Source organism: Dongia deserti, from assembly GCF_003574735.1.
Classification (GTDB): Bacteria; Pseudomonadota; Alphaproteobacteria; order Dongiales; family Dongiaceae; genus Dongia_A; species Dongia_A deserti.
The window spans coordinates 61,723-81,421 of sequence record NZ_QORW01000007.1 but is presented as its reverse complement, the minus strand read 5'-3'; the positions used below and the strand labels follow the sequence as shown (position 1 = coordinate 81,421).

Sequence of the window (19,699 nt, the reverse complement as noted above, 5' to 3'; positions counted from 1 at the left end):
GCCTACCAGTCCCGATACAAACGGCCGGGATTCAATATCCCGTGCGGATCGAAGGCCGCCTTCATCCGCTGCAGCAAAGAAGGCGGCGCCTCCATCGGAAATACATCGATCGCCTTGCGCAGGTGCTCAGGCCCGCGCACGAGCGTGGCGTGGCCGCCGAGCGCCTCGACCACCTTCCGCACCAGGGCCGTGTCCTCAACGGTGGCGTTGCGGCGTGCGATCCACAGGCGGCCACCGCCCCAATCCATTAGCCAGTCCCCGCCCTCGCCCAGTTCAGCGGCAATCTTCGCACCCGAGGCCGGCGGCACCGACAAACGCCACAGAGCAGTCAGCTCCGCCGGCAGCAGCGCCGCGACTTCGTTGATCTCGCTCCAGAGCGCTTGCGAGCGCGCGCTGTGCAGTTCCTCGGTCGGAGACCCAACCGCAGCACGCAAGGCGGCACAGCGATCGGCGACCGACACCGGCGATCCCGTGAGGCGCATCAGCGCGAGCGCGCTACCCCGTGCGCGCACCAGGTCGACGCTGGAGCGCGCCGCAACCGAAGCCGGCAGGAACGCTGCGCCGTCGATCTCGAACGCCTCCTGCAGTTGGGTGATGAGGCAGCGATGACCCGCCACGACGTCGGAGACAGGCATCATCACCGTACGCTGCTTCTCCGGCGCCGGCAGCACTTTCACCGTCACCTCCAGCATCACGGCCAGCGTGCCCATCGATCCCGCCAACAGCTTCGGGAGATCATAGCCGGTGACGTTCTTCACCACCTTCCCGCCCGCCTTGAACTCCTCGCCCAGGCCGTTCACCGCGCTGAAGCCGAGAAAGTGATCGCGCGCCGCGCCTGCGCTCGGTCGGCGTGGCCCGGACAGGTTGCCCGCCAGCACGCCGCCGATCGTGCCGGCGTCGTTGCCGCTGCCGTAGAGCGTGCTTGCCGCTGGCTCGAAGGCCAAGTGCTGACGCTTCTCCGCCAGTGCGTCCCAGATCTCGCGCATCGGCGTACCGCTCCACGCGGTCAGCACCAGCTCGTCCGGTTGATAGACCCGGATCCCGCTCAAACCCCGCAGCGACAGCATTGCTTCGGCATCAACCGGACGCCCCAGCCCGCTCTTGCTGCCCGACCCTTCGATCGCGAGCGGCCGGCGCGCCTCAGCACAGGAGCGCACGGTTTCAACGATCTCGCTGATGCTCTCAGGTTGGATGCGCTGCACGAACTCAGAACCTCGGCAGGTCTGGGAACGGCAGCTTTCCGCCGCTCACGTGCATGGCGCCCAGCTCGGCGCAGCGGTGCAGGGTCGGAAACACCTTGCCGGGATTGAGCAGCTGTTCCGGATCGAACGCGCATTTGAGGCGCATCTGCTGCGCGAGATCGACCTCGCTGAACATGGTCGGCATCAGGTCGCGCTTCTCCACCCCGACGCCATGCTCGCCCGTCAATACGCCGCCGACCTCGACGCACAATTTCAGGATCTCCGCGCCGAACTGCTCGGCACGCTCCAAGTCACCGGCCTTGTTGGCGTCATAGAGAATGAGCGGGTGCAGGTTGCCATCGCCGGCGTGGAACACGTTGGCGACCCGGAGGCCAAAGCGCTGCGACATCTCCGCCATGCGGTTCAGCACCAGCGGCAACTTGCTGCGCGGGATCGTGCCGTCCATGCAGTAATAGTCCGGCGAGATCCGGCCGACCGCGGGAAAGGCCGCCTTGCGCCCGGCCCAGAATGTCAGCCGCTCCTGCTCCGATTGGCTGACACGCAGCGAGGTCGCGCCCTTCTGCTGCGCGATCGCCTGCACGTGACCCATCAGCTCGTCGACTTCGGCCACCGTTCCGTCCAGCTCGACGATCAGCAGCCCCTCCGCTTCCAGCGGATAACCGGCATGTACGAAATCCTCCACCGCCGCGACCGCCGGGCGGTCCATCATCTCCATGCCGGCCGGAATGATGCCGGCGGCAATGATCGCCGCGACCGCCTCGCCTGCCGCTTCATTGCTCGCAAACCCTGCGAGTAAAGCGCGCGCCGTCGGCGGCCGGCGCAGCAATCGCACGGTCACTTCCGTGACGACGCCGAGCAGGCCTTCCGATCCGGTCAGGATGCCCATCAGGTCATAGCCCGCTGCATCGAAATGCCGTCCGCCGACGCGCATCACGTCGCCATCCATCAGCACGACTTCGAGCCCCAGCAGATTGTTGGTGGTGAGGCCGTATTTCAGGCAGTGCACGCCACCGGAATTCTCCGCCACGTTGCCCCCGATGGAGCAGGCGATCTGGCTGGAGGGATCGGGTGCGTAATAGAAGCCGCGTTCGGCGACCGCGTGGGAGATCGCGAGATTGGGAACGCCTGGCTGCACGATAGCGCAGCGATTGTCGTAGTCGATCTCCAAAATGCGGTTGAGCTTGCCCAGGCCCAGCAGCACGCCGTCCGCCAAAGGCAGCGCGCCGCCGGACAAGGACGTGCCGGACCCGCGCGGCACCACCTTCAGCTTGCGCTCATGGCAGTAGCGCAGCACGGCAGCAACCTCCGCGGTGTTGCCCGGCAGGGCCGCGACCAAAGGCGGCTGGCGATAGGCGGTCAGTCCGTCGCTCTCATAGGCTTTGAGCGCCGCCGGCGCGGCGATTACCGAAGCCGGCGCGACCAGCCGCGCCAGATCCGCCGCGACCTGCTCGCGGGCTGAGATGGCTTCCTCATCCAATGCCGGCATGGTCAACATGATCGCCTCGGCGTCTCTCTCAGCAGTAATATAGGAAGAGTGGCGCCCAAAACGAAACCGCGCCGATCTTGCGATCGGCGCGGTTCGAAACTGGCGGCTTGCGACTGGGCTGTTAGCCCTGGCGCGCCTTGTAGCGCGGGTTGGTCTTGTTAATCACATAGACCCGGCCCTTGCGGCGCACGATGCGGCAGTCCTTGTGGCGCACCTTCGCCGACTTCAGCGAATTGATGATCTTCATGGGTCGGTCCTCGAAATCCGGTCTTTAGGGTCGGGCGCGGAACATAGAGACCGCGGCGAATCCTGTCAACCCGCCCCGTATTCGCTTAAATCACTGAAAAGGCGACATTTCATGACCAGTTCGACATCAAGGTCGCGGTTCCCATCTTGATTCCGTAGAACCGGAAGATTTTGAGCACGCCGGTCTCGATCGCGCTGAGCTTGCGCTCCCAGTCGCTCACCTCCGCCATGAAGGCGTCGGGAAAGGTGCGGATGACGGCCTTACCCTCGGGCACCTTGGTCACTTGATCCAGCGCAATCAGCGCCATCAGCCGGAACTTGTCGGTGATGTCCTCGCTGACCCTGAGGTCGAATTTCAGGTCGGTGAAGCGCTTCTCGTATTCGGACTTGGTCCAGAGCGGGGGCGTCTGCGCGCCGAGCGCGGCGATGAGCAACGGATCGTCGGGGACGGCATCGCCGGCCCGCACATAGTCGCAGACCGTCAGCTGACCGCGCGTCTTCAGGCAGTTCTCCAGCCGTGCCAGGATGACCTCCCGTGCTTCGAAGCGGAACATGGTGTCGACCGACAGGATGCAGTCGAATCCACCGGAGCGGGCCACAAAGTTCTCCGGATCATAGGCAATGATCTCGGCCCGCCGCTCGAGTCCCGCCTTGGTGGAGAGCAGCTTGCCCAGTTCCACCTGGTCGCGCTCGCGTTCGATGCCGGTGATCCAGACGTCGAATTCCTTGGCAATGGCGCGCGCAGATCCACCCGCGCCACAACCGAAATCCAGCACCGACATGGAATTGTTGATCGCGAAGGGCTTCACCAGTTCCAGCGCGAAGGGGACGCCCCCCGGTCCCCGAAACCCCTCGCCCCAGATTGCGTGGCGCACGCGGATACTGGCGTTTTCCCACGGCTCGAGCCTGATCGGGGGTGGCGGCGGTTCGGATTCCGGCTCGTGGGCGCGCGGCGGTGCCGCCTCCACGGGCGGCAACTCGACGCCTTCCCACCAGGCGAGAAAGCGCTGCTTAAATGGCGCTTTTGGCGCTCTGTTCGGCGGTTTCCTCTTCAGCAACCCCATCGCCTTCAGCACTCGCGTTCGTCCTTTGGTCCCCGCCCGCGCAGTCAGGCTTGCCAAGACTTCAGCAATATACTGAAAATAGAGTGGTTAATAAGCACTCAAACGCCTGATATCACCACCTCAGTCCAAATGAAACGCAAATCCTTCCCGCCGGGCGAACAATCGGCGACCCAAGTGCCACTCGCCCCGGCCGACAACGGGAACGGGAATAGTCTGCCCCACCATCTCAACCGTACCGTACGGTTGGCGTTGCCGGTTATGCTCTCGCGCGCCGGCATGGTCGTAATGCTGACCGTAGACACGATGATCGTCGGGCACCTTGCTTTTGCCAAGCAACAGCAGCTAGCCGCGCTCGGGGCGGCCATTATTCCCGTGGGCGTTCTGCAGACGGCCGCAATCGGTCTGTTGATCGGTATCATCGTGCGGACGGCGCAGCTTGAGGGCGCGGGCAGACCACAAGCCTGCGGCGAAGTCTGGCGTCTCGGTCTCATGCTCGGGCTGCTGCTTGGCGGGATGTACACGCTGCTCTTTGCCTATGGGCCGGCTATTCTTGAGTTGCTTGGCCAGCCGCCGGAGGTGGCGGAGGGCGGCGGTGCAGTGCTGCGCATCTTCGGCTGGGGCATGCCCGGCATGCTGGTTTTTATCGCCTGCGCGCACTTCCTGGAGGGAATCAACCGGCCGGTACCGCCGATGCTGCTCATGCTGGTCGGCAACATCCTCAATGCCATTCTGGCCTATGGCCTCGGCACCGGCGCGTTCGGGTTACCCGCTTCAGGCGTAATGGGCGTGGCACTCGCGACCACGATCGTGCGTTGGGGCCTGGGGATCGGCGGCGTCCTGCTGGTGCTGCTGACCATCGATCGGCACCGCTATGGCATCACTCTACGCCATGTCGAAGGATGGAGCGGGCTTGTTGCCCTGCTCCGCTTGGGCATTCCGCTGGCTGCTGCCATCGGCCTGGAGACGGCGTGCTTCAATATGATCGTCAACATGTCGGGCTGGCTCGGTCTGGTCTCGCTCGCCACCATGCATGCGACGGTCAACTACACCAGCTTCGTCTACATGCTGACCATCGGCGTTGCGACCGCTGCTGCTGTCCGGGTCGGCAACGCGGTCGGCAGCGGCGATTGGCGCGCCGCGCAACGCGCAGGCTGGATCGCGGTCGGGCTTGCGGGCGCGCTCATGCTGATTGCCGGATTGCTGACCGTGCTGTTCGCGGAAGAAGCAGCCGCCATCCTGACAGATGATCCCGACGTGCTGGCGATGTTGGTGCCGGTCCTGGCCGGTGTAGTGAGTTTCCTAGTCGTGGTGGACGCCGTGCAAGGCGTGCTGATGGGCGCGTTGCGCGGCTGCGCCGATACGCTGATCCCGACCATCATCTATGGCGTCAGTTTCTGGATCATCGGTGTGCCGGCTGGTTATTGGTGGGGCTATCACCATGGCCTAGGACCGAATGCACTGACATGGTCCCTACTGGCGGCCCTGGCCGCGGCATCCGCCGCCCTGGCCTGGCGGTTTCAGCACCTGACCCGCCAAAAGGCTAGGTAGGCTTACGTCAGTACTCGCGTAAAGGTTTATTAATTCGCGCCTCCGAAACTGAGGCCGACAAAGACACTCTCAGGATTCGGCCCCATGAACCCGCCCAGACCGTTCGACCGGCGTTCGAAATCCGATCGGCGCGCCTTTCCGCGCTACGCCGTCGATCTGCCGGCGCATCTGTCGATCAATGGCATGTCGGCCGCGTGCCATCTGGTGGACGTCTCGGCCAGCGGTGCCCTGCTCCGCACCGACCGTCGATTGGGCGTCGGGGACCGCATTTCCGTCGACCTGCCGCACTGCGGCCCGACCATCGGGACGGTCGTCCGCCTGACACCCTCGCACGTCGCCGTCAGCTTTCGCGGGCTGCTGGTCGTCAGCAAACTCTACGGTCAGACAGTCAACGCCTGATCATTTATCCAAGGCAGCCTGGAAGCGCTGCAACACTTCGGCCAGCTCGAAGTCGGTGAACTCTTCGCTTGCCGGAATGTGCAGATGCAGCCGGCCGGTGCCGAGATCGACTACGACCGCCTCGCGCTTCTTGCGGTAACGCTCCGGCATCAGGAACAGGTGATCGCCGATCTGGAAGCTCTGCGAGTCCGGCGTGATGATGCAGGCCCCGCCCTTCGAGATGTTGCGATAGTTGGTGATCGCCAGCGTACGGCGCTTGTTGATGTCGTCGAACACGAGCATCGCCGTGCCGCCAAAATCAAAGCGCGGCTGGCGTCTTTGATCCTTGCCCTCTTTGTCACTCATCGGACCCAATCCTCGCCCGCACTTCCCCAGGAGCCGATCAGCGGTCGCGGCGCGTAGAGACTAGCATAGAACCACCGGAAGTCCTTGGTTAATAACCATATTGACCGTTCTATTGATCAGTACCACGCCTCGCGGTTGCCTTTGAATTCCTGGATCGAATTGCCGCCATCCACCACCATCATCTGGCCGGTGACGTAGCTCGCCTCCTCGCCGGCCAGGAACAGTGCGAGCGCGGCCACTTCGTCCGGCGTGCCGGAGCGGCCGACCGGCGTCTGCCGACCGGCGAGAACTTCCTTCTTGGAAGCGGAGCCGCTGGCGATCCAGCCCGGCGCGACGGCGTTGCAGGTGATGCCCTTGCTTGCGACCTCGATTGCGACCGCGCGGGTGTAGCCGACCATCGCTGCCTTCGCCGTGCCATAGCCACTCGATTCGGGATTGATCACCAGCGGTCCCGTCACCGAGGCGATATTGACGATGCGGCCGTAGCGCCGGCGTATCATCGCCGGGAGCACGCCGCGCGTCATCGCGAAACAGGTCTTCAGATTGAGATCGAGATGATGCTGGAACTCTTTATCGCTCATGTCGTGGGCACGACCATGTGGCATGCGCCGGCCGGTCTGCACCATTCCGGCATTGTTCACCAGGATATCGATGGGGCCCAGCTGCCGCTTGGCTTCATCGAGCACTCGTTTCACATCCGCCGGTTTGGTTAAGTCAGCGACGACCGCGAGTTTGTCGCCCTCCTTGCACGGCAATTCATCCCAGCGGGAATGAATCCGCTTGGTGGTCGAGGTGATCGCCACGCGCGCGCCGGCAGCGGCCAATACCTTGGCGCAGGCAAAGCCGATCCCGCTGTCGCTGCCCGCACCGGTTACCAGCGCCACGCGTCTCTTCACACCGCTCATCGGCCCCCCTCGCGAATGCCTCGTTTGCCCAAGTATCGCTCTCGCGCGAATCACCAGAAGTAGCCGCAAAATGCGAGAGCTGGAAGCCGGCGTTCCATCCGTCGCCGAGGAGTTCCTGTTCGGCGAATCAGGCGCGAGGCGAGCGAAAGTTCGTGCGCTCGCCACAGGTCAACAGGACTGAAAGAAGGCCTTTAGCATCGACGATTGCATGGATTTCCGTATTGCCGCCGCCCGCGAGGGCCAATCGCCTGTTCCTGCTCCGATTTTCCGCCGAGGCCGAGTGATGCGCCTTGATTTGCCCGCCTCTTCTGCTAAGCCCTTGCGCCGTCAGCCATCAGTCAGAGTTAATCCGTGGTATTTTTGCTGGTTTCCCGGTATTTGGGGATCAGTCGCCGCTCCATCTCCCATTCCCAGAGAAATCCCTTGAAGGACAGCCTGATGATCCGCTCGGTTTACGATGATCTCGACTATGCCCCGTTCTTGCAGCAGTTCGAACAAGCGGGTTTCGCCCGCATCCCCGTGTCCGATGCGCTAGCTCGCGACATCGACCGGATCTACCGCCTCGGAGAGGAGTTCTTCGTGCGCTCGGAAGCGGACAAGCAACGGTACTCGATGCAGTCCTTCGTCGAGGGCTATCGCGAACTGGGTCCGGAATACTCCCAGGTGCCGGAGCGGCCAGACCTGACCGAATCCTTCTCCGCTTGGAACCGCAACCGCGGCAGGCCGGAGGTCGAAGAGGTGGTCGGGGGTCTCGAGTTGCACCGCGCGCTGCGCGAGGTATCGGACCAATTCTCGGTAATGGTGCGTGGCATCTTCCGCGCCATGGCGGATGCTTGGGCGCCTGGCAGCCCGGAGCTGCGCTTTTACAACGGCACGTATGTGCAAGTGAACTATTACGAGCCGGCGCAGCACAGCGCAGAACTGCTGCAGGATCCCCACGAGGACGCGCACCTGTTGACCCTGGCGAAGGCGAACGCGCCAGGCCTGGAGATCGAGGTCGATGGTACCTATGTCTCCGCCGAATCGGACGGCAATGACATCGTGTTCATGCCAGGCAGCCTGCTATCGCTTATGACTGGGTACAAGATCAAGCCGATGTATCACCAGGTGCGCAACACCCGTCGGCGCGATCCGCGCTCGGCCCTTCTGATGTTCGTTAATCCGGAGATTGACCAGAAGCTGGAGCCCTGGATCAAGAACCAGAGCAACGCCGGTATCGACATCATCGAGCGAGCAAACGAAGGGCCCAAGCAGTTCGGCATGCCGACCTTGCTCGACGGCACCGCTGGCGAGGCATTCCCCGAACTGATGGAGCACAAGGAAGCGGTCCTCTCCGAGGCATCGCAACCAGTACGGATCAGGCGCTAGCACAGCATATGCAATAGACCTTGGCGTCGGACCGACCGGCTCCTGACCAAGATTAAAGGCCTCCAATGCGGTCCTTCGCGTTTGTGGCCGGGTCGGTAGCCGTGGTCGGCCCGCAGCGCGACGATCACAGATTCATATTGAGTCGAGATTTTATCGAAGCGGGCGGAGCAGGCCCGGCCAGTTTGAATAGCCGCAGCGAATGTGGATAGAGGAGTCTCGAGGCAAGATGGGCAGAGCCGGAGCACCAAAATTCGTCGACTCTCAACGCTCGGTTTTGATCTTTCTGAGTGTTACGACGCTCATCGCGCTCTACACGATCCTCAGACCGGGGCCTGCCAACATCAGCCTATTGAATCTGCTGACGGGGGTTGTCGCGGCCGCTACAGCATTCATGGCCTGCGTCAGGCTGGCTCTCGGCACTCCAAATCTGGCGGCTCGCCGAACCTGGCAGGCAGCGCTCGCCCTCTCCGGGCTAGTCTGCGTCAGCCAGCTTGCCGCGCCTTTCGACCAACGCATATCGACTTATCTCGCCATCGGCGGTGCGGGAGTCGGCTTGTTGGTGGGGATCCTTGCATTACTCTGGTTGATCGTTCGATTCGATCTCGTGCCGGCCGCCACGCGACGCGTGCTCTGGCTGGCCTTTGCAGTCCAGGTTGCAGGAACCGCTGCTCCCCTGTTGAGCGAAAGGCCCGGCCTGCTTGAGGATCAGGCGGGGTGGGTTGTTGCGGGGGATTTCCTGGCCCTGATCTCGATGCAGCTCTATCTGCTGGGCACGGTATTGTTGGTAGCGTCGGTGCGTCGCGAACTGTTCGTTGTCCAACGTCGCGCTTCGGACGTGGGGGACTATGCCCGCTACTTGTATGCGACCTCGCGCCTATTCAAGAAGGTCCGCCACCCTCGCATTGGCAACTATACAGTGCCGGGCCACAAGCTCGCGTTCGTTCTGGTCCGCTTGCTCACGTGGTTCCCGCTGATCGCGCCGCGCGTGCGCGACAAGTTCGGGGTCGGCATGTGGCGCCAGTTCCGCGAGCTCTGCATCGTCGCGATCCGCCATGGCCTCGATGCGCAAGTCTATTACATGTTCGAGCTATATCGCAGCGAGTACCGTGCCCGCACGTCCGGCTATCTCACGCGGTACGAAATGAAGAACGGGCTGTACAAGGTGCTGACTTGGCAAGTGCCGAAGACCAAGCGGCGCATCATGCTCGGCGATAAGCTCGGGATGTACCGCATCTGCGAGGAGAATGGCATCCCGACGATTCCCATCCTCATTATCGCCGAGGATGGCCAGCTGCAAAACCGATGCGAACATCCGGCGGGCTTGGAGCAGGACCTGTTCATCAAGCCGCGGCAGCTGAAGGGCTCAAGGGGAACCGAGGTCATTCGCTACTCCGGAGGAAAATTCACGACTGAAAGCGGTGCGACATTGGACCATGAAGGTCTCGCGGAGTTCATTGCGCGACTATCCAAGCGAGAGCCCATCCTGGTACAGCCGCTGATCAAGAACCACGCAGGTCTGGCGGATCTGGCCGATCAAGCTCTGATGCGCATTCGGGTCATCACCTGCCTTGATGACGCGGGAAAGCCAGTTATCACGCACGCGGTGCTGAGCAACCTTTGCAAGCTGGAGACTAACTGGCCGACAGATATCGAGTTCGGAGCGGCGATCGATCTGGAAACCGGCGCTCTTGGCATGATGACGGGGGACAAGGCCGACATGTGGCTGGAGTGGTCCGAGGATCATCCCATCACGCGCGCGAGAGTGCTCGGCCGTGTCGTGCCCTGCTGGAACGAAGTCCAATCTATCGCGCTGGCGGCCCATTCCGCTTGCGCGGATCGATTGCTGGTCGGGTGGGACATTGCGGTCGGGACGAACGGTGCGTTGCTGTTAGAGGGTAATTCCTATCCCGATGTGGACTTCCTCCAGCGCGCGCATCAATGCGCGATTGGCGACAGCTCGCTCGGCCCGCTGCTGTTCTCCCGCTTGGTCGAGCTGGAGCATCGGTCAGCAAGCGGTACGCTTCGGGGACCGCTGGACTACGACTAAACTTGCACGGAATGCGCCGGTCACCGATGCCAGGCGTCCCTTAGCCCTGCTCATCGGCTCCCCCTTGCGATCTCCCTGGATGCCCGAGTATCACTCTCGCGGCGCATCACCAGGAGTAGCCCTCAAAATGCAAAAGCTGGAAGCCGGCGTTGCCCCCGCGAACGTCGACGCCATGTTGCAGCGCGAGAAGGATCTTTTCGTCCAGCGTCACCCGAAGTCCCGCGAGCTCGCAGAGCGCGCCAAGGCGCATTGGGCGCACGGTGTCCCGATGCACTGGATGCTGGACTGGGGCACGCCCTTTCCCATCCATGTCGCTAGCGCCAAGGGGGCGCGCCTGGAGGACGTAGACGGCCATTCCTATGACGACTTCTGCTTCGGCGACACCGGCTCGATGTTCGGCCATTCGCCGGAGCCGATCGCGCGCGCGATCGCGGAACAGGCGGCGCGCGGCCTCACCTACATGCTGCCCACCGAAGACGTGGCGATCGTCGGCGAACTGTTGGCGAAGATGTTCGGCCTGCCGTTCTGGCAAGCGGCGACAACGGCGACGGACGCGAACCGCTTCGTCATCCGCTGGTGCCGCGCGATCACCAAGCGTCCAAAGATCCTGGTATTCCACGGCTGCTATCACGGCGCGGCCGACGATACCTTCGTGCGTTTGAAGGACGGCAAGCCGATCCATCGGCCGGGATTACTCGGGCAGGTTTACGACTTGACGCAATTGACCAAGGTGGTGGAGTTCAATGACATACCCGCCTTGGAAGCAGCCTTGGCGCCGGGCGACGTCGCCTGCGTGCTGACCGAACCTGCGCTGACCAACATCGGCATGGTACTGCCGCAGCCAGGATTCCTTGATGCGTTGCGCGCCGTCACGCGCAAACACGGCGTGCTGCTGGTGATCGACGAGACGCATACGATCTCGACGGGTTACGGCGGCTATACGCGTACGCATAGCCTGGAGCCGGATTTCCTGACGGTCGGAAAACCGATCGCCGGCGGCATCTCCTGCTCCGTCTTCGGCTTCACGGCGGAGGTCGAGGCGCGCATGCGTAAGGCGGAAGCGGAGAATCCATCCGGCTATTCCGGCATGGGCACGACGCTCAGCGCCAACGCCATGGCACTGCATGCGATGCGTGCCAATCTGGAGCAGGTGGTTACGCCCGCCGCGTACGAGCACATGCTGCCGATGTCGCAGCGGCTCGCACGCGGGGCCGAGGCCAAGATCAAGGCACGCAATCTGCCCTGGCACGTCTCGAATGTCGGCGCACGCGCCGAATTCGTCTGTGCGCCGGAGCAGCCGAAGAATGGCACGGAAGCGCAGGCCGCCATGCATCCGCGCGTGGAGCTGGCGATTCATCTCTATCTGCTCAATCGCGGCTTCATCATCGCGCCGTTCCACAACATGACATTGGTGAGCCCGGCCACGACCGCGGATCAGGTCGACCGGCTGGTCGCGACCATCGACGGTTGCCTAGCCGAGCTGGTCACGTAGAAACTCTTCGAGGGAGAAATCATGAGTGTGCTTGTTGCCGATGTCGCCGAGGCCGAGGAATTCCTGGCCAAGAACCCGGACATCGACACCATCCAGATCGTCTTTACCAACCAGAGCGGCGTGGGGCGTGGCAAGAACCTGCGCCGCCACGAGCTGCTGGCGATCTATCAGCATGCGCGGTACCTGCCCGGTACCATGCTCGCCCTCGACATCACCGGCGAGGACGTGGATGAGAGCGGCTTGGTCTGGGCCAATGGTGACGCCGACTACCTGGGCAGGCCGGTCCCGGGAACCCTGGTGCGCGCGCCGTGGCTCGGCTCCACCTTCGCGCAGGTGCTCCTCAGCGTCTATGAGCTCGACGGCACCCCATGTGTGTACGATCCGCGCCATGTCCTCAGACGCGTGATCGACCGGTTCAAGGAGTTCGACCTGACGCCAGTCGTCGCCTGCGAGCTCGAGTTCTTCCTGGTCGATCACGAGCGCGGACCGAACGGCGAGCTCAGGGTGCCGGCATCGCCCGTTACGGGCAACCGGCCGTGGGATATCCAGGTCTATGGACTGCGCGAGCTGGACGATTTCGACCCGTTCTTCCGCGATCTCTATGCGGCCTGCGACGTGCAGGGCATCCCAGTCGAATCCGCGATCTCGGAATATGCGCCCGGCCAGCTCGAAATGACGCTACGCCACCGGCCGGACGCGCTGCGCGCCGCCGACGATGCGATCATGTACAAGCGCGCGATCAAGGGCGTCGCTGTCCAGCATGGCGTCGAGGCGACGTTCATGGCAAAGCCCTTCTCCGACGTGGCCGGCAGCGGCATGCACCTGCACGTCAGCCTGGCGGATCGCAATGGCAAGAACGCCTTCGCCAGCGAAGCGCCGGAGGGCACTGAGCTGCTGAAATTCTCAGTGGGCGGGATGCAGGCGCTGCTCGAGGACTCCATGGCGGTGTTTGCGCCGAACGCCAACTCCTACCGCCGCTTCCGTGCCAACTCCTATGCGCCGGTGGCGCCGACCTGGGGCATCAACAACCGGACCGTCAGCTTCCGGGTGCCGGCCGGTCCGGCACCGACCCGGCATATCGAGCACCGCGTGTGCGGCGCCGACGCCAATCCCTACCTCGCGGTCGCCGCCTTGCTGGCGGCGATACATCACGGGGTCAAGCATCGGCTCGACCCGGGCGCGCCGATCGTCGGCAACGGCTACGCCCAGGCGGCCGAGATGGGCGTCAAGCTACCGGACAACTGGTTCAAGGCGCTCGACCTCTTTGAGGCGTCGGAGCGGATGAAAGATTACTTCGGGCCCGACTTTCACCGGGTGTTCATTGCGGTCAAGCGCGCGGAACAGAATCGATTTTTCTCGCGGGTGACGGAACTCGATTACGATTGGTATTTGAGGAATTCTTAGACTGAATTACTTCGTTCGCTATACTGAGGTTCTGTTGAGACAGGACAGCTGTCGTGCTAGGTTGCCTTGGATGATACGGGGCATTTGGTAAGCGATGTTCAAGCTCTTTAGGAGAGAGAAGCATTCCACGGTCTCGGTGGGCTCGAGATATTATACGGCGGGCCTGCCCTATATGGTTTGGGAAGTCGTCACTTTGTTCGAAGGCATCGACGGCACGCCCTATGCCCATATCGTGGCGGTGAATGATCCAACCCGCCGCAAGACCGTGGCGCAAAGCTCGCTCGAATCCGGCGCGCAATACGTTCCGGCGCCGGACGAGGAATAGATCGCGTCCATCTCGAGCGCGATGACAGTGGAACGCGTCCGCGCCCTGGTCTTCGATGTGTTCGGCACGGTAGTCGACTGGCGCAGCGGCGTGGCACGCGCAGCCGCGCCGTTTCTGCTGCAGTACGGTGCAAGCAACACGGATTCAGCCGCCTTTGCCGATACCTGGCGCAAACGCTATGAACCGGCGATGGAGGAGGTGCGCAGCGGCCGACGTCTTTTCGTGCGTCTGGACGTCCTGCACCGGGAGAACCTGCAAGCAATCTTGCCGGATTTCGGTATCCAGCCCGCGGGCGTTCCGGCAGCGGAGCTGGACCAGCTGAACCTCGCCTGGCACCGCCTGGATCCCTGGCCCGACGTAGTGCCGGGCCTGACGCGGCTGAAAGCGCGCTACATCATTGCGCCGCTCTCCAACGGTAACGTTATCCTGATGCTCGACATGGCGAAGCGCGCCGGTCTGCCTTGGGATGCGATCCTGGGCGCGGAGCTGGCGCGGGCCTATAAGCCGGCGCCCGAAGCCTATCTGCGCACCCTCGACAGCCTGGCCATGCGCCCGGACGAAGTGTGCATGGTCGCTGCCCACAACAGCGACCTTGCTGCCGCCCGCGGCTGCGGCCTACGCACGGCGTTCGTTCCGCGCCCAACGGAACACGGGCCGGGTCAGACCAAGGACCTTGCGCCTGAACAGGACTGGGATTTCGTGGTGAAGGATTTCGCAGAGCTGGCGGATCGGCTCGGAGCGTAGCTCGCTCATGGAAAATAACTCGCATTCCGCAGGCGGGCGCCGACGGTGACGCCGAGCTGGCGCATGGTGCCGGCCTTGACCTCCAGCACGGCCCGCACCGGCTCTCCGGAGGAAATCAGCTCTTCGGACATCGGCTGCGTGCTCTCGGCGATGCGTGCGATCGTGCCGTCCTCGCGCACGAAGACGATGTCCAGCGAGAGCGGCGTATTCTTCATCCAGAATTCCACCGGCTGGGGTTTGGGATAGAGAAACAGCATGCCGGCATTATCGGCGAGGCTGGTGCGGTACATCAGCCCCTCCGCACGCTCGCTGGGATCGTCGGCCACTTCGACCTCGAAGCGATATTGGCTGGCTCCGACCTCGAGCAGCACCACGTCGCGCGGCAGTTCCGCCGCGAATCCTGGGAGCGCCGCCAGCAGCAGCGCGCAGATGAATACTAGCCTTTGGATCATGTCGCCAAACTCCGACGTTGCTTGACAACATGTCAAGATTCGCTTCGATGGCATCCTGCCCTGGACTCTGGGAGAGCACGATGGATTTGACCGGCGAGTACCGCATTCCTGCCCCGCGCGAGACCGTGTGGGCAGCGCTCAACAATCCGGACATCCTGAGGGCGTGCATTCCCGGCTGCGAGGAGCTGAACAAGACCTCGGACAGCGAATTCGTTGCGCGCGTGATCGCCAAGATTGGGCCGGTGAAGGCCGGATTCAACGGCAAGGTGAGGCTGAGCGACCTCGACCCGCCAGCTGGCTATACCATCACCGGCGAGGGCCAAGGCGGGGCGGCAGGCTTCGCCAAAGGCGGCGCCAAGGTGCGGCTGGAAACAGTCGATGGGGGAGCGGCCACCGTCCTGTACTACGCCGCAGACGCACAGATCGGCGGCAAGCTGGCGCAGATCGGATCGCGCCTGGTGGAGGGAACCGCGCGCAAGCTGGCGGACGAGTTCTTCGCTGCTTTCGCCGTCCAGGCAGCAGCCATTGCCCCCGCGGCGGCTGAGGTGGCACCGGCTGCGGCAGAACCAGCGCCGCCATCGCCACCGGTCGCGCAGCCCGTAGAAGCCCCAAGCCGTGGCCTCTCCCCTGTCGTTTGGATCGTCGGGCTGGTCGTCATCATCGCCATCATCCTAGGTTTCGTTGCATTGCGATGACGCTCGCGACCGCTGCGGAGAGACATCTTTCTACGCTATCGGACGCAAAACACGTTCACATCTTGGCCTGCGCTTGACACATGCTCGAGCGCGGTCGTTAGAATGTTGTGCTGGGAGTGAAGGCCGGTCCTAACCGGCCAACGCCAGCGACGGCGCCCGCCGTCGCTTGAATTCTGGGAGGAATCGATGCCGACCGTGGAAATGACGGTGAATGGCAAGCGCGCTTCGGCACAAGTCGAGGGCCGCACTCTGCTCGTTCAGTTCTTGCGTGAAAAACTTGGCCTGACTGGCACCCACATCGGCTGCGATACCAGCCAGTGCGGGGCCTGCGTCGTGCACATCGATGGGCGTGCCGTGAAGTCCTGCACCATGTTGGCGGTACAGGCGAACGGGGCCTCCGTGATGACGATCGAAGGGTTGGCGAACGGCGAAAAGCTGCACCCGATGCAGGAAGCCTTCCGCGACAATCACGGCCTGCAGTGCGGCTTCTGCACGCCGGGCATGGTGATGACCGCCATCGACCTCGTGAAGAACAACCCAGCCCCGAGCGAGGAAGAGATCCGTCACGGCCTTGAAGGCAACATCTGCCGTTGCACGGGCTACCACAACATCGTCAAGGCCGTTAAGGCCGGCGCCGCTGCGATGAAGGGGTGATGCCATGACAGCCACAGGGATCGGCGCGTCCGTCAAGCGCAAGGAAGACTACCGTTTTTTGACCGGCCAGGGGAGCTACACCGACGACATCAATCGTCATGGTCAGGTCTATGCCTACATTCTGCGCTCGCCGCATGCGCATGCGGAGATCGCGAAAATCGACACGTCGGCTGCTGAGTCGGCGCCGGGTGTCATCGCGATTTTCACCGGCGCGGACTATGACAAGGGAGGGCTGCCCGCCGGCTGGCAGATCCACAGCAAGGACGGCTCGCCGATGATCGAGCCGCCGCACCTGCCGCTGTGCAAGGACCGGGTGCGCCATGTTGGTGACCAGGTCGCGCTGGTGATCGCGGAAACCTATGCCCAGGCGAAGGACGCCGCCGAGCAGATCGACGTCACCTACAAGGAGCTGCCGGCAATCATCTCGACCGCCGATGCCGACAAGCCCGGCAAGCCGCAGGTGTGGGCCGACGCCAAGAACAACACCTGCTTCGACTGGCACCTCGGCGACAAGGCAGCGACCGACGCGGCTTTCGCCAAGGCGCATCACGTGACCAAGATCGACCTCGTCAACCAGCGCCTGGTGCCGAACGCGATGGAGCCGCGCGCGGCGGTTGGCGATTACGATCGCGCCACGGGCGAATACACCCTCTACACCACCAGCCAGAACCCGCACGTGATCCGTCTGCTGATGGGCGCGTTCGTGCTGCAGATCCCGGAGCACAAGCTGCGCGTCGTCGCGCCGGATGTCGGCGGAGGCTTCGGGTCCAAGATCTTCCACTATGCGGAAGAGGCCTTGGTGACGTGGGCCGCGGGCAAGCTGCGTCGCCCGGTCAAATGGACGGCCGAGCGCGGCGAATCCTTCCTGACCGATGCGCAAGGCCGCGACCACGTCTCCCATGCCGAGCTGGCGATGGACAAGGACGGCAAGTTCCTGGGGCTGAGGGTCAGCACCGTCGCGAACATGGGCGCATACCTTTCGACCTTTGCGCCCTGTGTGCCGACCTATCTCTATGCCACGCTGTTGGCAGGCGTTTACACCACACCGGCAATCTATGCCGAAGTGAAAGCGGTGTTCACAAACACCGTCGTGGTCGACGCCTATCGCGGTGCCGGCCGTCCCGAAGCGACCTATCTGCTCGAGCGGCTGGTCGACAAAGCGGCGCGCGAGATGAAGATGGACCGGGTGGAAATCCGCCGGAAGAACTTCATTCCGCGAGACGCGTTCCCCTACCAGACGCCGGTCGCCCTGCAGTACGACAGCGGCGACTATTTCGCCACGCTGGAGGCGGCGCTGAAGGCCTCCGACTGGGCGGGCTTCGAGAGCCGCAGGGCGGACGCGAAAAAGCGCGGCAAGCTGCGCGGCATCGGCATCTCCACCTACATCGAGGCTTGCGGCATCGCGCCGTCGGCGGTAGTGGGCAGCCTCGGCGCCCGTGCCGGCCTCTACGAGTGCGGCTCGATCCGCGTGCATCCGACGGGCTCCGTCACCGTGTTCACTGGTACGCACAGCCACGGACAGGGCCACGAGACCACCTTCTCTCAGCTTGTCTCCGACACCCTCGGCATCCCCATCGAGAATGTCGAAGTGTCGCATGGCGACACCAATAAGATCCCCTTCGGCATGGGCACCTATGGCTCACGCTCGCTGGCGGTCGGCGGCTCCGCCCTGGTCAAGGCAATGGACAAGATCGTCGCCAAGGCCAAGCGGATCGCGGCGCACCTGATGGAAGCATCGGTTGCGGATGTCGAGTTCAAGAACGGCACCTTCACCGTGGCCGGCACCGACAAGAACGTGCCGTGGGGCACCGTTGCCCTCACTGCGTATGTACCGCACAACTATCCGATTACCGAGCTGGAGCCGGGCCTCGAAGAGACGGCGTTCTATGATCCGCTCAACTTCACCTATCCGGGCGGCTGTCACATCTGCGAGGTGGAGGTCGATCCCGACACCGGCGTCACCCAGATCGTGAACTTCACCGCGGTCGATGACATCGGCCGCGTCATCAACCCGATGATCGTCGAGGGCCAGGTCCATGGCGGCGTCGCACAAGGCATAGGCCAAGCGCTGCTCGAGAACTGCGTCTATGACGAGGAATCGGGCCAGCTCCTGACGGGCTCGCTGATGGACTACTGCATGCCGCGCGCGGACGATTTGCCGAATTTCAAGGTGGCGACGCAATCCACGATGTGCACGCACAATCCGCTCGGCGCCAAAGGCGTCGGCGAAGTAGGCGCCATCGGCTCACCGCCGGCGGTCATCAATGCGGTGCTTGATGCCCTCTCGCCGCTCGGCGTTGAGGACATCTCGATGCCGGCAACACCGCTCAAGGTCTGGCAGGCGATCCACAGCGCATCCGCCAAGGTGGCGGCGGAATAAGGGGAGGACGGATCATGCATGATTTCGGATATCACCGGCCGGCCTCCGCGGCGGACGCCGCCGGGCTGCTCGCGGGCAAAAACGAAGCGAAGATCGTCGCGGGCGGGATGACCCTGATCCCGACCTTGAAGCAGCGGCTGGCGCAGCCGAGCGACCTTATCGACCTGGGCGGCATTGCCGAACTCAAGGGCATAAAAGTCGAGAGCGGCGGCATCACCATCGGCGCCATGACCACGCATGCAGACGTCGAGCGTTCGACGGACGTGCGGAAAACGATCCCCGCCCTAGCTGTACTGGCCAGCGGGATCGGCGATCCGCTGGTGCGCAATCGCGGCACCATGGGCGGCTCGGTCGCCAACAGCGATCCGGCTGCGGACTACCCGGCCGCCGTGCTCGGCTTGGGCGCAACAGTCCGCACCAACAAGCGGGAGATCAAGGCCGACGACTTCTTCAAGGGCATGTTCGAGACGGCGTTGCAGGATGGCGAGATCATCACCGCCATCCATTTTCCGAAGCCGGAGAAAGCAGGCTATTCCAAGTTCGCGAACCCAGCCTCGCGCTACGCTATCGTCGGCGTGTTCGTTGCCAGGACGAGCGGCGGCATACGTGTCGCGGTGACGGGAGCCGGTCCGTGCGCCTATCGCTCTAAGGAATTGGAGGGCGCGCTCAGCGCGAACTTCACGCCGGACGCGGTGAAGGCGGTGAAGCTGAGTGCCGACGGACTGAATAGCGATCTGCACGCCACGGCCGAGTATCGCGCGCATCTCATCTCCGTAATGGCATCGCGCGCTGTGGCAGCCGCTTCGTAGAATTAAAGACAATTTTCCTCGTAATTAGGGCGGCTTCGAGAGAAGTCGCCCTTTTTTATTTTCTCACACCCGAAGATAGCCGTTACGTCTTTCCTTAATACTTATGGGTTAGTATGATCGCGTCGTTCGGTCGT

General features: G+C 63.3%; 19 protein-coding genes. 12 read left to right on the top strand and 7 right to left on the bottom strand.

Annotated features, from left to right (window positions below):
* Nucleotides 1–2: 2 nt before the first annotated feature.
* The 4 genes from glcE to DTX69_RS12440 all read right to left on the bottom strand — a co-directional run bounded on the left by glcE (nucleotide 3) and on the right by DTX69_RS12440 (nucleotide 4,010).
* Nucleotides 3–1,202, bottom strand: coding sequence for a glycolate oxidase subunit GlcE (glcE, locus tag DTX69_RS12455; RefSeq protein WP_119301872.1), 1,200 nt, complete (start codon nucleotides 1,200–1,202; stop codon nucleotides 3–5).
* Between the two features lie 4 nt (nucleotides 1,203–1,206).
* Entirely contained in the window at nucleotides 1,207–2,688 is a 1,482-nt protein-coding gene (locus DTX69_RS12450) for an FAD-linked oxidase C-terminal domain-containing protein (RefSeq protein ID WP_407643985.1), read from the bottom strand.
* A gap of 121 nt (nucleotides 2,689–2,809) precedes the next feature.
* A complete protein-coding gene (gene ykgO / locus DTX69_RS12445; protein ID WP_119301870.1) occupies nucleotides 2,810–2,935 on the bottom strand; it encodes a type B 50S ribosomal protein L36 in 126 nt (41 codons plus the stop codon).
* A 109-nt stretch (nucleotides 2,936–3,044) separates the two neighbouring features.
* Nucleotides 3,045–4,010, bottom strand: coding sequence for a methyltransferase domain-containing protein (locus DTX69_RS12440; RefSeq protein WP_119301869.1), 966 nt, complete (start codon nucleotides 4,008–4,010; stop codon nucleotides 3,045–3,047).
* A gap of 117 nt (nucleotides 4,011–4,127) precedes the next feature.
* On the opposite strand from DTX69_RS12440, the gene DTX69_RS12435 reads away from it, so the two are divergent.
* Both DTX69_RS12435 and DTX69_RS12430 read left to right on the top strand, forming a co-directional pair.
* Entirely contained in the window at nucleotides 4,128–5,546 is a 1,419-nt protein-coding gene (locus DTX69_RS12435; RefSeq protein WP_119301868.1) for an MATE family efflux transporter, read from the top strand.
* 84 nt (nucleotides 5,547–5,630) lie between these two features.
* Nucleotides 5,631–5,945 carry a PilZ domain-containing protein gene (locus DTX69_RS12430; RefSeq protein ID WP_119301867.1) on the top strand — a complete coding sequence of 105 codons (315 nt, stop codon included), beginning with the start codon at nucleotides 5,631–5,633 and terminating at the stop codon, nucleotides 5,943–5,945.
* Here the strand turns inward: DTX69_RS12430 and DTX69_RS12425 are convergent, their stop codons facing one another.
* Both DTX69_RS12425 and DTX69_RS12420 read right to left on the bottom strand, forming a co-directional pair.
* Entirely contained in the window at nucleotides 5,946–6,290 is a 345-nt protein-coding gene (locus DTX69_RS12425; RefSeq protein WP_119301866.1) for a PilZ domain-containing protein, read from the bottom strand. It lies immediately after the preceding gene.
* Between the two features lie 116 nt (nucleotides 6,291–6,406).
* Nucleotides 6,407–7,195, bottom strand: coding sequence for an SDR family NAD(P)-dependent oxidoreductase (locus DTX69_RS12420; RefSeq protein WP_119301865.1), 789 nt, complete (start codon nucleotides 7,193–7,195; stop codon nucleotides 6,407–6,409).
* A gap of 438 nt (nucleotides 7,196–7,633) precedes the next feature.
* Between DTX69_RS12420 and DTX69_RS12415 the strand changes: the two genes are divergently transcribed.
* From DTX69_RS12415 to DTX69_RS12390, 6 genes are all read left to right on the top strand, one after another.
* Nucleotides 7,634–8,563, top strand: a complete 930-nt coding sequence (locus DTX69_RS12415; protein ID WP_162917115.1) for a 2OG-Fe(II) oxygenase family protein — start codon at nucleotides 7,634–7,636, stop codon at nucleotides 8,561–8,563.
* A 226-nt stretch (nucleotides 8,564–8,789) separates the two neighbouring features.
* On the top strand, nucleotides 8,790–10,610 hold the full coding sequence (locus DTX69_RS12410; RefSeq protein ID WP_162917114.1) for a sugar-transfer associated ATP-grasp domain-containing protein: 1,821 nt from the start codon (nucleotides 8,790–8,792) through the stop codon (nucleotides 10,608–10,610).
* A gap of 127 nt (nucleotides 10,611–10,737) precedes the next feature.
* The gene (locus tag DTX69_RS12405; RefSeq protein WP_119301862.1) at nucleotides 10,738–12,102 is read left to right on the top strand and encodes an aspartate aminotransferase family protein; all 1,365 of its coding nucleotides are present in this window, start codon (nucleotides 10,738–10,740) and stop codon (nucleotides 12,100–12,102) included.
* Between the two features lie 21 nt (nucleotides 12,103–12,123).
* Entirely contained in the window at nucleotides 12,124–13,506 is a 1,383-nt protein-coding gene (locus tag DTX69_RS12400; protein ID WP_119301861.1) for a glutamine synthetase family protein, read from the top strand.
* 94 nt (nucleotides 13,507–13,600) lie between these two features.
* Nucleotides 13,601–13,831 (top strand): hypothetical protein, encoded by a 231-nt coding sequence (locus tag DTX69_RS12395; protein WP_119301860.1) that lies wholly within the window; start codon nucleotides 13,601–13,603, stop codon nucleotides 13,829–13,831.
* Between the two features lie 21 nt (nucleotides 13,832–13,852).
* On the top strand, nucleotides 13,853–14,575 hold the full coding sequence (locus DTX69_RS12390) for a haloacid dehalogenase type II (RefSeq protein WP_119301859.1): 723 nt from the start codon (nucleotides 13,853–13,855) through the stop codon (nucleotides 14,573–14,575).
* Between the two features lie 5 nt (nucleotides 14,576–14,580).
* Here DTX69_RS12390 and DTX69_RS12385 read toward each other — a convergent pair whose 3' ends face one another.
* A complete protein-coding gene (locus tag DTX69_RS12385; RefSeq protein ID WP_284735722.1) occupies nucleotides 14,581–15,027 on the bottom strand; it encodes a DUF192 domain-containing protein in 447 nt (148 codons plus the stop codon).
* 80 nt (nucleotides 15,028–15,107) lie between these two features.
* On the opposite strand from DTX69_RS12385, the gene DTX69_RS12380 reads away from it, so the two are divergent.
* The 4 genes from DTX69_RS12380 (at nucleotide 15,108) to DTX69_RS12365 (ending at nucleotide 19,565) form a co-directional block, all read left to right on the top strand.
* Nucleotides 15,108–15,722, top strand: coding sequence for an SRPBCC family protein (locus DTX69_RS12380; protein WP_119301857.1), 615 nt, complete (start codon nucleotides 15,108–15,110; stop codon nucleotides 15,720–15,722).
* Between the two features lie 186 nt (nucleotides 15,723–15,908).
* Nucleotides 15,909–16,376 carry a (2Fe-2S)-binding protein gene (locus tag DTX69_RS12375; RefSeq protein ID WP_119301856.1) on the top strand — a complete coding sequence of 156 codons (468 nt, stop codon included), beginning with the start codon at nucleotides 15,909–15,911 and terminating at the stop codon, nucleotides 16,374–16,376.
* A gap of 4 nt (nucleotides 16,377–16,380) precedes the next feature.
* A complete protein-coding gene (locus tag DTX69_RS12370) occupies nucleotides 16,381–18,756 on the top strand; it encodes a xanthine dehydrogenase family protein molybdopterin-binding subunit (RefSeq protein WP_119301855.1) in 2,376 nt (791 codons plus the stop codon).
* Between the two features lie 14 nt (nucleotides 18,757–18,770).
* Nucleotides 18,771–19,565, top strand: coding sequence for an FAD binding domain-containing protein (locus DTX69_RS12365; protein ID WP_119301854.1), 795 nt, complete (start codon nucleotides 18,771–18,773; stop codon nucleotides 19,563–19,565).
* Nucleotides 19,566–19,699 lie beyond the last annotated feature (134 nt).